Genomic DNA, 14,345 nt, shown 5'->3' with positions numbered 1-14,345 from the left:
TGTGATCTTCCGCACATCATAAGACTGATTTTTTACCATTTTTGTGACAAAACAAAAAACACCCGCTCTCCCCTGCACAAGATGCAGAAAAGAGACAGGTGTCTCCATAAAGAATAAATAACTAGGAGCATAACCCTAGTAAAACTATATATTTACATGATAGCTTGAAGTCGTATAATCGCTTGCGCGCGATCGACTACCTCTAATTTACCGTATAGATTACTGATATAATTGCGAGCCGTACCCTCAGCAATATGCAGCGTATCAGCAATTTCTCGATTATTCAACCCCTGTATAATTAGCTGTGCTAATTCCTCTTCCCTCTCTGTCAGCGTAATACGCTTCATGCTGGTTGATTGCCATTGTTCATAATCTAACGTCAGCTGGTTCAGCCTCGCCGTTAACTTGGCTGCCACGGCAGCAGGAAGAATAAATTGGTTAGCTACCGTGTCGCGTATCGAGGCGATCATTTTATCCCCGTCCATGTCCTTCAGCATATAGCCATTTGCTCCATTTGCCATGCCATCCACAATATAGTCTGCATCAATAAAGGTAGTCAAAATGAGAACAAAAATTTCCGGGTGGAGCCCTTTAATTCGCTTTAAGGCGCTGATGCCATTCATAATTGGCATCTGAATATCAAGCAGCACCAGATTAGGCCGGAGCTCTTCGGTCATTTCACAAGCCTCTTTGCCATTACTAGCAACCCCAATTACCTCGAAATCATCCTCTAAATCGAGGATTGTTTTTAGACCTTCCCGCGTCAGCATCTGGTCATCGGCGATTAAAATTTTTATTTTTTCCATTATCTATCCTCCATTGGATCGAGCTGAATACGGTAAATTAATTCGCAGAAGACAACCCTGTTGTGGTCTTGAATCGATAGATAAGCTGCCGCCAAGTTGTTCAGCACGGTCTTTCATCGCTTTCAAACCAAATCCCATTGCTATTTCACTAGCACCTGCTCCGTTGTCTTCCAGCCTGAACTGCAAATACGATCCAAAAGGTTTCAAATGGAAGCGAAACACCTTGCTTTCACCATGGCGAATTCCGTTTGTTAAACCTTCTTGCAGCGCATAATAAATCATCTTCTTATGAGCAGTAGGCAGCTCTGGCAAATCATGAAATGCCGCATGAATGACAACTCCCGTATTCCGCTCCGTATCTCGTACAAGCTGATTTAACATGCCTGCTAGATCCGCATATTTATCCTCCTTCAGCATATGGACGGACCCACGAATCTCATTTAAACTGTGCCGAACAAGGTCCTGCGCTTCCTTAAGCCGCTGCACGCCACCCTCCATATCCTTTTGCATAAGGCGCTTTCCTGCTTCAATTTGAAGAATGGTTGATGTAAGCGTATGTCCGACAATATCATGAATTTCTTGCGCAATACGATTCCGTTCCTCATAAACGGATACCTCAGCGAGTGCAGCAGAAGTTTCACGCATCGACCGCTCTAAGCTGTGGGTCCGCTTTTCAACCTGCTCCTCCAAATTATTTTTTAGATATTGAATCCCTGAGTAAAGTCTGGCATTCTCGATGGAGATCGCACATTGCGATCCAAGCAGCTTTAATACACTAAGCCGTTGTGGTGTAAATACACTAGGCGACAGCTTATTTTCCATATAGAGCAAACAAATCAATTTGTTTTGATGCATGATCGGGAGGCAGAGAACCGACTTTAACCCGTTATTTTTAACATATACATTCCGAGCAAACATTCCTTCTTTTGCCGCATCATGCAGGACGACTTCTTCTCTCGTTCTTGCCGCATAGCCGATTATGGCAGCCGGAACCAAGTCTGAATCTTCTTCTAGTGGAATCGTTTCTATACAAAGCTCCTCAGCCGTTCCATGCGCCTCAATGACCCAATTATCCTCATAGCCAAAAATGAGTGCACCAGACTCCGCTCCTGCATTGTGAAGCATAATGCGCATTAACGTGTGAAGCAAACGATCCATTTCCATTTCACCTGATAAAGCTTGAGCAGACATGACCGCTGAAAGATAGTCAACGCGCTCCAAACCTGACTCACGTCTAATTTGCAAAAGATGACTATACTTCCGTTCCATGTCGGCCGCTTTTGCAGCTGCACCCCATTCTATATAAGCCTCATATGCCTCTGTCATATAGATTTTTGCGAGCTGCTGCTTGCCTTGTCGAATGCCGTATTTGCCATAGCACTCAGCTGCGATAGCCACATCATGAATATATCCATACCTGCGGGAAGCATTAATAGATTGTTCGTACAGCTCCTCAGCTTGACGATACTTTCGAATAAGCCGTGACATTTCAGCTTTGATCAGCAAATATCTATGCAAATAATTTTCCGGACAACGAGCAGCGAGCTTTTTTAACATATTTAAATTTTTTCTTATTTTTGATAAGTAAACATTTTGTTGCTTTATTGATGCTTCCTCATATAACTGTGCCCATACTAATGACTCATACGAGTATTGAAGGGTACTGTCAACGCCGACATCTTTACGCGATGCTACAAGAACAGCCGCTTTTTCCAATGCAATTCTAGCTTCATGATATCGTCCAAACAAATAACTCGGTAAATACTGATAGACGTAAACCAGCTCTTGAATGGTATGAAACTGATCCCCATGGACAGACTTGGCGAAATCCTCGCTCATTATATCCTCTTTTGCAAATGGATCATCTGGGACTCGGTAACCAGTCAAACTGCAAAGAATAGCGACGCTTACTGTCGCTTGCTTCCAATGAAGCGTATTATTATGCCGTTGAAACTCTCCCGCATGTGCAATTAACCGATCATAAATATCTCCCAGAGGATGACCATATTGCAAAAGAACGCCACAATTGATTAGCACACTTTGATTCCCATGCCACAAATCTCCGGATTCCAATCCTACTTTCCCAGCATGCTCGGTAAAAGTCTCTAGCATAGTCGGGGCATACGTTTTCCAACTATCGAAGCACAAGGTGAAGGAAGTCAACGTCTTCACATGTAGAATGGGGTACGGCTTCGATAGGTTGCATGCGAGCATCCCCCATCTAAATGCCTCCTCACTACGATGAAAGTAGAAATAGAGGAACAAGGCATATCCAATAAACCCGATTGAACTCTCGGGAGCCATACCGTGATCCAGTGTTAGTTCGACCAGTGTGAAGGAAGCGGCAAGCCAGCCTTTCTTATTCACATAAAAACATGCATTACTCGTATGAACCAATACAGACAGGGCTGCTCTTAGCGTTTCATCTGTCATGGGCGGTAGAAGATGCAGAGAGTCTATTGGATGCTTCCGAATTTTCCTTTTCAGTCTTAACAAATGCAGCGTTAATTCCAATGAACCCGGATTGAAGTTATGACGTACATGTAATAGTTCTAATGCTTTACGACCTAATAAAATAACCTCTTCATAGTTGTCATTGGCTGCTTCTATTTGAATCTTCATGATATAAACAAGCGCTTTGTCCAAATTTGTCGCCGCTTTGCTCAGCAGCAAATTAAATAAATCATTCGACGTCTCAAAATGAGCGCATAAATACTCTGCCTCTGCCTGTTCGATGAAAGATTGGAAGGTCAGCTTATAGCTATTTTCCCAGTTATTCTCCTCCAACAGTCCCGTAGCCTGGCGTAAATAATTTAATGAAGTCTCATATGCAGTCAATTGCTTTGCTTTAAGGCCTGCTTTCAGGTTCAGCTCTGCCAATTCCAGTTTTTTTTCTGGACACACTACTATTCCCCATGCATGATTTAAATGGTCAATGGCTTCAAATAGGTTAGCGTCTTCGCCTAATCTCATACGATTGACAAGATGCGTACCAATCCTCATATGAAGATTATGCCGTTCAGCATCAGGAACAAGCGCATAGGCGGCTTGCTGAATACGGTCATGCTGGAATTTATAAACTTCTTCATCTTCACTCATGACAAACTGCAGCAATTGCTCCCGTACAGCAATATCAAGTACCTCTGAGAGCTCCTTCAAGTTTAGCTCTGTAATGAAGGCCAGTGTCTCTGTCTTGAAGCTGCTGCCTAGAAATGCAGCTCGTCCAAGCGTATAAACCATCTTATAGGGAAGATGCTTCAATTTTTCCGATATATAAGCTGCCGCATTATCAGGAATGCTAATTTCACTAATATGTTGTAAATCCCATTGCCAGCAATGGTTTAATTCATCGAAGCTTACTTGTTTGTCGTCAATTAAATCCTGAAGAAATTGCTTAAGAAAAAAGGGGTTTCCTTCCGTCTTTTTAAGCAATACCGCAGCCAGCTCATTAGTACCAGCAGCCTCATAATGCATAGCATCGTTTAATAGCTGGCTTAGATCGGCCACTTCAAGTGCCTCCAAATGTATTCGACTTGTCGTCGTTTTACGATCAATAAGCTGCCGATCTAATCGACTGACTGGATGCAGTGTCGAAATCTCTCCATCTCGATAAGCTAATACAACGAGTAAATGTTTTGTTTCTCTATCCTCTAGCAAATAAGTAAGATATTGAAGCGAGGCTTCATCTGCCCACTGGAGATCATCTAGAAACAAGACCAAAGGCCGATCCCGACGGAGAAACAGCTTAATAAATCGATTTAAAACAAGATGAAAACGTTGCTGGGCTTCAACTGGCTGTAGGGGCTGTATGATGGGTTGTTCACCAATTAGAAACTCCAAACTGGGTACTAGCTCAATAAGTAGACCTCCGTGGCCTTCAACCGCGTTAAGAATATCAAGCTTCCAGACTTCCACCTGCAGTCTGCTTTCCATTAATAATTGACCTACTAGTTCTCTAATGACTTGAATCCATGCATCATAGGGCTTCGGAGTATGATGTGGATCGAACTTGCCCATAGCGAAAAACCCTTCGAAAGATTCAGCTTTTCGAAGGGTTTCCTTCACAAAGGAGGTTTTCCCAATTCCTCCGCTACCGCTCACCCAGACTGTTTCCGCTGATCCATTTGCCACTCGCTGCAAAGCTTCTTGCAAGCTTAGTTGCTCCAAGTGTCTGCCGTAAAAATGAGTCGGAACAATCCAGTGATTCGGGACATCATAGCTAGCCAGAGCAAAGGTATCTACTTCTCCAGTTGCATGAAATCGAGTCAAACACTCCTCCAGATCCCGCTTAATTCCGAAGGCACTAACATACCTAGCTTCAGGTATTTTTTCCATGCATTTCGCAATAATATCTGAAATCATCTTAGGTATAGAGGGCTGCTTTTTATAAAGAGGCTCAGGTGTACTAGCCAGATGATGATATACAATATCCAGCACATCACTAGGCTCGAAAGGCAGATCACCCGAAAACCATTCGTATAATGTGGCGCCTAAAGAGTAAAAATCAGAACGATAATCTGGCTTTATTCCCGTTCTTCCCGTTTGTTCTGGTGATATGTAAGGCAGTATGGCGTCCGCTCTCTCTGTTGCATGCGATAAAGAGCTTTTTCCCATGTTAGTCGTACAGGTGCGGATATCTATAAATCTCACTTCATAGGTATCAGGATTAACCATCAGATGAAAAGGAGTAATCTCATTTAATGTAATATTTTCACTATGTAAATGCATGAGACTGTCAGCTGCAGCTGCGGCAGTTGCGAGTAAAGCAGGCAGCTCAAACAAACTGGATTCTGATCGCAATAGCTGACCTAGAGTAGTTCCCCCCATATCACGAAAGAGCAGAATCGGCCGATCAACCATGATTTTCAAATCATACGCTTCTAGTGTTCCCCTGCCGCTCAGTCTCTTAAGCATGTCATACTCATATTGAAAAGCAGCAACCACGTTTAATCCCGGATATTCATCACAGGTCGTTTTTGCGATCACACTTAGACCGTCCTCTAGGCGGGACAGTCTGTATAGCTTTATATTTTCATTATTACTTATTTCCTCAATGGTCTGATAACCGGATATCTCGATCATGAAGCCGCACTCCCCAGTTGCATCAATGTGGTCAGAACGCTCGTTATGAAAAGATATATTCTCCAATATTTCTATAAAAAATTATAATTAGTATAACATTGAAGCTATCTTAGTTAACCTAAATATAGTCTAATATTTCATGGTCGAATAGTGGTTGTTGTCATTACTTTTGTCATATTACAAAAAAAATTCACAACCTATTCCAGTTGTGAATTTTAGAGAATGATATAATCATACAACCATTGGGAATTTGAGCGAAAAGACAGCACCGCCCTCTTTACGATTGTCTGCTGTAATAAGGCCGCCGCAGCGTTCAATAATCGCACGTGATATGGCAAGCCCCAGCCCCGATTCACCATCCTTTCCTTTCACAAAACGATGGAATAAATAAGGAAGCAGCTCATCTGCTATGCCATTTCCATCATCAGATACGGATAGAACAATGCGGCCTTGGTTAAGGGAAGCTTGAATGTAAATATGATTATTTGCATGCCTAATAGCATTTGAAACCACATTGAGCAGTGCTTGCATTAGCTTCTCTCGGTCTGCACGAATAGTCAGTCCTTCATATTCATAATAGGAAGTATGCAGTTTGATACTTTTCTTTATAAGCATGGGATTGATACGTTCAATCGTCTCCGTTAATAAATCACTCAAGCATATATTTTCCGGCTTATAAATATCCTCCTCACTGTCCAACTTTGCTAATAGCGTCATCTCCGTTACTATATTTTTCAATCGATCGCTTTCACTCAAAATAATGTCTAAGCCCTTGCGAACATGCTCGCCTTCAAATACACCATCTCTGATTCCTTCCGTGTAGCCAGCAATAGACATTAACGGTGATTTTAGCTCATGAGAAGCATTTTGGAAAAATTGTTTCTGCGCTCGGTTAAACCGATTCAACTCATCCGCCATTTCATAAACGGTCTGAGCGACAGCACCAATCTCTCCACCCGCCTTAACTAGACTAACCTTTGAAAATTGGCGCCCCTTCACCTTCGTTAATTCTTCTTTTAACCGCATCAGCGGTTTTATTAACTTTCTCGTAATCAAATGGCTAATTAGGAGCATACACACTCCGCCAACAAAAAAGACCAACAGCAGTCTGCCAAGCAGCGCTTGCTCGATTTCCTTGATTTTGCTGATCGGTGTAAGAAGCGTTAAAGTCCCCTGAGGAATGGCGGTTACCTCTGTAAGATAACGCTGATCCGTTCCATTCCATATCTGTTCCAGATTGACTTTGCTAACGGATTTGATACCCGTTACTTCACTCTTATTAGAACTAGTCGTCTGTAATTCACTCTTTAATATATTGCCATTCGTATCTGTAACAATTGCTGCTATTCCAGAGGCTATCGGTGCAGCCATTAGTGTATCATCATATAGCTCCACGTTAAGATCAGGTTGAAAGGTTGTACTCGCACTTAACGTCGCTGTCATCTTAGCCCCCATCAGCTTTAGGTCTTCTTTCTGTGCAACCATAAAATGGTCAAGCAATACAAAATGGATCAAAACCGCAGTTATCGATAATACGACCACTAATGCTATAGCAAACGCCAAATTAATTTGATGAACGAGCTTCATATTAAAGCACACCTCGATCCATTCTCATTCGATAACCATGACCCCATACCGATTCAATGGGTAAATGCTCTATTTTTTTCCGAATCCGTTTAATAAGATGATCGACTGCGCGATCGCTGCCGAAATAATCATCACCCCAGACAAGCGTTAGCAAGTCGGTTCTCGCAAAGGCTCGATTTGGCTGTTCAATAAATACTTTAAGCATAGTGAATTCCTTGCTAGTCATATCTATTTCCTCCCCAAGCCAAAACACGCGTCTTTCCTCCAGCATTAATTGAAGCCCGCCCATTCCGATCTGAGCTAATGGCATAGAAGCATCAGATTGGCTATCTTCATATTGATTATATTTATACCAGCGCTGTAGCTGCCGCTTGATCCGAGCCACCAGCTCGCGAGGACTAAACGGCTTAACCAAGTAATCATCACTGCCCAGCTCGAGCCCTAGTATTTTATCCACTTCGGTGTCTTTGGCAGAGATCATAATAATAGGCACATCCGCAACATTTCGAATCCGTCTGCATAGCTCATAGCCATCCATGCCAGGCAGCATGATATCAAGCACCCATAAATCTGGAGGATTATTTTGCAATAATTCAACCGCATCCTCTGCATTTTCCAAACCAATCGTTTGATAGCTTTCTTTCTGTAAATAAATCTCAACTAAATTACGTATATGATAGTCATCATCCACAACAGCGATGCGATAATTGTTATTCACATTCAAGGACCTCCTGATTATTTCTCCTGTAAGTATACCAAGTTGCCGATTCCAATTGGGGCGTGCCATTGTTTTTCCACAAATACACCAATGTTCTGCCACACCCATTCTGTAAAGTAGAGCAAGTAAGACAAACCCATTAGGAGTGTGAAACCATGAACCATAAGTTGATTATTTCTAGAGTTGCGCTTTCTTCTGCCATATTATTGGCCACCGTTGCCAGCCCAGCATTGTCAAATGCAGCCAGTTCACCAAAGCCGGTAGAACTCCAAACGATGCAGAAAACAATATCCAATGATGCCGTTCAGATAGATAATGGCTTTGCTGTTATTAACAGCTTTACTGATCCATTGGAATTGGCTGAAAAATATGCCCCCGAAACCTTAAATGACTGGAAAAAAACGTTGGAGCAATACGAGAAAACAATTGGTGCAACTGCAAAATTGAGCTTTACTAAAATGGAAGCAGCACCTTCAAGTTTAACTAGCCTAGAAGCGATTCACGTCTCCAAAATAGACTCGGTTCCTTCTACAATAGCCGTGAAAAGCTCAGCAGACCTGACTGCTTCCGTTACGTTTGTAAAGGCGGATGATACCATAAAAGCATTAGACGATATTAAAATTCTCCCTTTGGATTCACATGCAGCAACAGCAGTTGCGGTTACTAGTGAAATCAAGGATGCTGACCTGACTTTTATTAAAGCAGAAATTAAGCTTGCTAAAGCCGTTCAGGCCAAGGATCCTAAGGTGATTAAAGAATCATTGAACGAGCTTCTAAACGCTTATAAACAACAAATCGCTGAATGGGAAACAACCAAATAAATGGTACTGCAATACCCGCTAATAGCATTCAAAACCACAACCTCATGAGGTTGTGGTTTTGAATGTATTGGCAACCGCTGCGTGAACTTTGACATTTCATGTGAATATCGCTACGATTATTTCTATCATTTTCGCAGGAGGGTCAGCTTATTTCATGAATAATACTCGCATTTACTTAAGACATCTGGAAATAAACGATGCAGCCTCGCTTCTTGCTTTAAGACTAACGAACCGAGATTTTTTTCAGTCTTTCGAACCGATCAGAGATGAAGTCCACTTTACGCTAGAAGGGCAGCAAACAGAGATTGCTGATAGTATGCAGGGACAAAAAAATGACCAAGCTCATATTTGGGGAATCTTTCAGAAGGAAACAGATGAGCTTATCGGAAGAATAGCATTAACAGGCATTGCTCGCGGTCCTTTTCAAAATGCAAATATGGGTTATTTTATTGATCAGAAGCATAATGGACAAGGCTATGCGACGGAGGCCGTTTCATTATGCGTGGGATTCGCCTTTGAGCAGATCGGATTGCATCGTGTGCAAGCTGGCGTAATGCCAAGAAACTCAGCTTCGACTCGAGTTTTAGAAAAGGCGGGCTTTAGACATGAGGGCTTAGCCAAAAAATATTTGAAGATTAATGGTAATTGGGAAGATCATGCGTTATTTGCCATTACAAATGAAGATTTGGAATGACATAAAGAATTGGTGAGAAATAAAGATTTTCAAATAAAAAGAAGCCCGGTTTCTTTCAACCGGGCTTCTTGTATTACAAGGTAATACCAAGTGTTGCGATTTCAAATGGTTTAATGGACAGCACAACGTTTCTACCGCATATATCAGTTAATTCGCATTTCCCTTAAGCTTTATCATTCTCGCTTATTTTGATATCTACCTCATGCGGTCGGTATACAGATAGTACATGCCCATTTCGATCGGTTGCAAACAAGACTGACCGCTGCTGTTCTAATTGGAATGAGTAAGAAACCCCTGTTTCCGCATCCTTCACGGCAATGTCCCCATCCCAAGCAAACTCGGATACAAAAATGTACAGAAATCCTTTTTTGTAGCTCATCTTACGGCCATACACACCGGAAAGATCGCCGCCCTTCATCCATTCCAAACCGCTTTTCACACCTGCTGCTTCTGTTGCGTACTTGTACAGCTTCACAAGCGGCTCCGTCCGATTATTCAATTCAACAGGCAGAGGGCTCCAAATGAGTCTTCCTTCACCAAACGGAATATCAACCACTGCTGAACCTTTTTCTACGCCACCGTCAAGACCTCCTGTGTGGACTCGTTCTTCCTTAACCGTCTCCGCAATTCGGCGATTTCCATAAGAAATAGGCAGAGCTTCTCCCCCAAGAACCAGCCGTTCCTCTCTCTGTACGTTGACAAGCTGTGTCTTGCCAAGCACATCCTGGAAGCGATTGGATTCATGCCAGTAAGAGTCGAGATTAATCGCACCTGTTACTAGCAAGACTGCGCCCGTTTGCTCCACCATATGGAGCAGCTGCTGCATTGCTTCATCATCCACATTATGAGCACTTGGCAGAATAATAAGCTTTGCTGGCTGCGCTTCAAGATCCCTTAGGTGATATTCCGAGGCGCCGCGAAAAGGCATATTCAGCTCGTATGCCAAAGCACGGGTCAGATGTGTCGTTGCTTCAAAGGCCAGTTTCCGATTTGAGAAATCATTCGAATACGGAAATACAACCGCAATCTCCTCTAAGTCACGATCTCCTAAAATGCTGCCGATCTCACTCATAAAACGCCCGAAATCATAAGAAACATCAGCCTCCGGCTTCTCCGTGCCATCCGCGCGAAGCGCCCCGATTTGTGACTCATTCGCGTTATCCATGTAGAAATTGGTATTCCAAATCCATTGAATAGCTCCCGCTCCACCCGTTGCAAAAGCATAAGCATACTTGCGCTCCAGGAAGCTGCGCAGCTCCGTCTCGGTACGCTTGGCTCTGCCATCAGGTGTCTCAACGTACATAATACCGGTTTCTTGTACAAGATTCGGCTTATTTGCCGTTTTCGCAAAAATACCGTCCCACAGCAAATGATCATTTAACCACCAGGAGTGAACGGTTGTATAATCAACAGCCTCCTCATAGAAGAAAGGAGAAGGTCTTTGTGCCCCAAGCGCTTCATCCTGTCCAACCGTAACGAGATGATCCGGGCATAGCTCCTTTATCGTATCGGATAGCTGCATCGCCCAAACATTGTGCATATCCATCGAGAACAATACGTAATCCAGCCAACGTGTTCCTTTCTTGCCTGAATGAATATCTTGAATGTTGAAATTAATTTCATTCGCTTCAGGCGGTTTTGCTGTTGCAAAATCCGGCAGCTGTGTCGGCGACATACTCCAGCGTTCTTGAAGGATTTCAATGGAGCCATGACGCTCCTCCAACCACTCTGAGAATGCACGCAGCTCGAATGGATCGCGGCAAGACCGTGGACCATCAGAGAAAATCTTCTCAGGATCAAACATCGAAGGCTCATTAATAAGATCCCAGTCTATATTCGTTGTATCCTTATGTCTGGAGACAATGGAGCGAATAAACCGTTTTTGTGCCTCCACACTCCGTGGGTCCAAATACGGATTAAGCCCTTCCCATGGCTCAGGTGTAAAGGAGAAGAAGGTAAACGTTAGCTGCAAATCATGACGCTTTGCCGTCAATACAAATGCATCGATTGCCCGCAGCACCTCCTCTGAGGCATGACCGTCAACCTGCATAATGTTTCGATAAGCGGTCCATATGCCCGTACGAATCCAGTTAATGCCGGCCTTTTTCATTTGCGCCATATCGCGATCCCAGACATCGGCATTTGGTAAGAATAGAAATTTCCTCGCAACATCGGATGTCATATAGGTCATTCCTACAACAGGAAGCGTATTTCCATCCTTCACAAAAAAGTCTCGTCCCGCACTAATCGGTGTCCCCTGCTTCAGCAGCTCCGCATCAAAGCCCCAAAATGCCCCCTTAAGAATGCGAATTTCTCCATCCGGTCCTTCTGCTTTGCAGATGACACGATATAGACCACACTGAATATCAATCGGAATCGGCAGACGGACAATGGTTAGTTCATCCTTTACCTGCTCCTGCAGCTCCTTCGTCCATACTGCAGCAGCATCACCATCACGCTTAATAGAAATATGAAACGTCCATGTATCAGAAGAAGAGGATGGTCTGAGAGTGCCGCGGCTAAGTCGCTCCGTTTGCAGCGTCAGCTGTGCGCGTTCACCATTTTCATAAGAGGCATAATTAGGCTTTATCCATAGCTCGGTAACTCCCTTGCTGATAAATTGCACCCATTGAGTGATTTGTTCTAATCCGCCCTCCGTCCAAAAACCATCCCGCAAATTTTGACTGACGAACAGCCACCTTGCGCTCTTGAATGGACCGCCATTATGCTCCCATAAGACAACAGGAGCGGATACTTCTCGGTCATCTGCGGTTATCCCTTTGAGCAGCGAATAGACGCGCGTATCCATCGGACCAGATGAGCCCATCTGATGAGGAAGGTCACTGCTCTTCGTTACATGCGGAACCAAATTCCATGTATCCGAAAGGGGCAGCAGCGCTTCTCCTCCAACGAGGAGCGGTATTTCCGATGCAGCTTGATAGCGAACCACACGGGTGCTGTCTACCTTTAATGCTTCATGTATGTGTAGCTCCTGATGATAGACTGTCTGCTCAGCTTCTACTATCCATTGCCCGTCTTTCAGACGAACAGGATATTTAAACGGTGCTCCCCCGATGTTGAGCAAGCCGCCTCCCCGCTTCAAATAACCGAGAATCGCCGTCCACGCTGACTTAGGGAAATAAGGAGCATGCATATTAATAAAGCTGCCTCCACTGACTTGCTGCAAAGAAGCGGCAAGATCTGCCGCCCCCACTATCGTACCGATATTCGATAACGCTTCCGTCGCTGCTGCAAGATCCATTGCTCCGCTAATCGGAAACTGCGGATCGAAAAATAGAATGTTTTTACTCATAGCAGACCATCCTTCATCGCTCTGTATACAAGCTGAGAAAATAGACTGTTCGACCAAGCAAACCAGCTTCTGGTGAACACCTTCGGATCATCGGAATGGAAGCCCTCATGCATAAAGCCCGTATCCGCATCCGTCGATTCCAGCATGAGAATCATCTCAAGCTTTTCCTCATTTGTTAATGCAGTAATGCCTTGCATAGACAGCGCCATATGCCAGATATAGCCTGGCGGTGTATGCGGACTGCCTATGCCCTTCGCAGCTCTTCCTTCATAATAGAAAGGATTTTGCTTGCTGAGTGCAAACCTTCTGGTATTCTGATAAATTTCATCATCCGCCGTAACGTAGCCCAGATAAGGAATGGAGATTAATCCTGGCGTCCCAGCATCATCCATCAGACAATAATTACCGAAGCCATCGGTTTCGTATGCATAGATAGGTCCGAATTCCGGATGACGGTAAATGCCGTACAACTGGATGCCATGATCAATATCCGCTTCCAGCTCTTTAAGCTCCTGTACCAAATTCATGTCACGGAATACCCATTCTGCGAACTCCTGCATTTGGCGCAGCGTAACAACCGCGAACATATTACCCGGAATGTTGTAATGAAAATCGCAAGCATCATCGCTTGAACGGAAGCCCGACCATACCATTCCTGTGTAATTAACAGGCATGCCAAGACCTTGATTGCGAAGCGAATCCGTTGGAATACCATTATTGCGTGTAAAACGGTACGGCGATTGCTCAAAATGACGCTGTTCCGTCTTAAACAATGCAAGAATGGTACGCATCGCTTCCTTGAAGCCTGCATCGAAGATATCTGTCCGCTCCGTTTCCTTCCAGTAGGAATGAGCTAACCGAATGACGAAGCATAAAGAATCGATCTCGAATTTACGCTCCCAAACCCATGGGGACATGTCCGTCACATCGGATGTGTCCCAGTGCCAGTCATTTGGGGATTCATTAAAGGCATTGGCATAAGGATCAATTCCGATATAAGCAATTTGACGCTTTATTAAGCCGCTAATAATACGCTGTAAGCTCTCATCATTTTTGGCAAGCGGTACATACTGTATAACCTGCTCCACGGAATCTCTCAGCCAAAGGGCTGGAATATCGCCGGTAATGATGAAGGTTGTTCCGTCATCCATTAGCTTTGTTGTCGTTTCCAGCGTGTTAGGAAAACAGTTTTTGAACAGCTGCAGCAGCTTTGGCCGATGAGCAAGCTTTTGCTCGGCCTCTTTCAGTACATCTAGTACCGCTTGCGGCAGGTCCAGCTTAGGCATTTGTATTTTCGGGAGTCTGAATTTTTCCATACCGTCTC

Annotated in this window: 8 protein-coding genes; 2 read left to right on the top strand and 6 right to left on the bottom strand. The window is 43.8% G+C overall.

Going from position 1 to position 14,345, the window contains the following annotated elements; genetic code table 11:
- Positions 1-152 precede the first annotated feature (152 nt).
- The 4 genes from AC0YOD_RS11690 to AC0YOD_RS11675 form a co-directional block, all read right to left on the bottom strand.
- A complete protein-coding gene (locus AC0YOD_RS11690) occupies positions 153-806 on the bottom strand; it encodes a response regulator (RefSeq protein ID WP_475799475.1) in 654 nt (217 codons plus the stop codon).
- 3 nt (positions 807-809) lie between these two features.
- Positions 810-5,888: an AAA family ATPase gene (locus AC0YOD_RS11685; protein ID WP_475799474.1), complete on the bottom strand. Its 5,079-nt coding sequence runs from the start codon at positions 5,886-5,888 to the stop codon at positions 810-812.
- Between the two features lie 231 nt (positions 5,889-6,119).
- Positions 6,120-7,475 (bottom strand): sensor histidine kinase, encoded by a 1,356-nt coding sequence (locus AC0YOD_RS11680; RefSeq protein WP_475799473.1) that lies wholly within the window; start codon positions 7,473-7,475, stop codon positions 6,120-6,122.
- A gap of 1 nt (position 7,476) precedes the next feature.
- Positions 7,477-8,193, bottom strand: a complete 717-nt coding sequence (locus AC0YOD_RS11675) for a response regulator transcription factor (RefSeq protein ID WP_475799472.1) — start codon at positions 8,191-8,193, stop codon at positions 7,477-7,479.
- Between the two features lie 155 nt (positions 8,194-8,348).
- Between AC0YOD_RS11675 and AC0YOD_RS11670 the strand changes: the two genes are divergently transcribed.
- Complete coding sequence (locus AC0YOD_RS11670; protein ID WP_475799471.1) at positions 8,349-9,014, top strand: hypothetical protein; 666 nt, start codon at positions 8,349-8,351, stop codon at positions 9,012-9,014.
- A 154-nt stretch (positions 9,015-9,168) separates the two neighbouring features.
- Positions 9,169-9,708 (top strand): GNAT family N-acetyltransferase, encoded by a 540-nt coding sequence (locus AC0YOD_RS11665; RefSeq protein ID WP_475799470.1) that lies wholly within the window; start codon positions 9,169-9,171, stop codon positions 9,706-9,708.
- A 163-nt stretch (positions 9,709-9,871) separates the two neighbouring features.
- Here the strand turns inward: AC0YOD_RS11665 and AC0YOD_RS11660 are convergent, their stop codons facing one another.
- Positions 9,872-13,021, bottom strand: a complete 3,150-nt coding sequence (locus AC0YOD_RS11660; protein ID WP_475799469.1) for a beta-galactosidase — start codon at positions 13,019-13,021, stop codon at positions 9,872-9,874.
- Positions 13,018-14,337 (bottom strand): glycoside hydrolase family 125 protein, encoded by a 1,320-nt coding sequence (locus AC0YOD_RS11655; RefSeq protein WP_475799468.1) that lies wholly within the window; start codon positions 14,335-14,337, stop codon positions 13,018-13,020. The genes AC0YOD_RS11660 and AC0YOD_RS11655 overlap by 4 nt, the downstream gene beginning before the upstream one ends.
- Between the last annotated feature and the right edge of the window lie 8 nt (positions 14,338-14,345).

This window comes from Paenibacillus sp. J31P13 (assembly GCF_056269295.1).
This window is presented reverse-complemented; position numbering and strand designations above follow the sequence as displayed.

Bases quoted from the DNA above. Each gene is read 5' to 3' on its own strand.
- AC0YOD_RS11690 (WP_475799475.1), bottom strand. From the start codon at position 806: ATGGAAAAAATAAAAATTTTAATCGCCGATGACCAGATGCTGACGCGG.
- AC0YOD_RS11685 (WP_475799474.1), bottom strand. From the start codon at position 5,888: ATGATCGAGATATCCGGTTATCAGACCATTGAGGAAATAAGTAATAAT.
- AC0YOD_RS11680 (WP_475799473.1), bottom strand. From the start codon at position 7,475: ATGAAGCTCGTTCATCAAATTAATTTGGCGTTTGCTATAGCATTAGTG.
- AC0YOD_RS11670 (WP_475799471.1), top strand. From the start codon at position 8,349: ATGAACCATAAGTTGATTATTTCTAGAGTTGCGCTTTCTTCTGCCATA.
- AC0YOD_RS11665 (WP_475799470.1), top strand. From the start codon at position 9,169: ATGAATAATACTCGCATTTACTTAAGACATCTGGAAATAAACGATGCA.
- AC0YOD_RS11660 (WP_475799469.1), bottom strand. From the start codon at position 13,021: ATGAGTAAAAACATTCTATTTTTCGATCCGCAGTTTCCGATTAGCGGA.
- AC0YOD_RS11655 (WP_475799468.1), bottom strand. From the start codon at position 14,337: ATGGAAAAATTCAGACTCCCGAAAATACAAATGCCTAAGCTGGACCTG.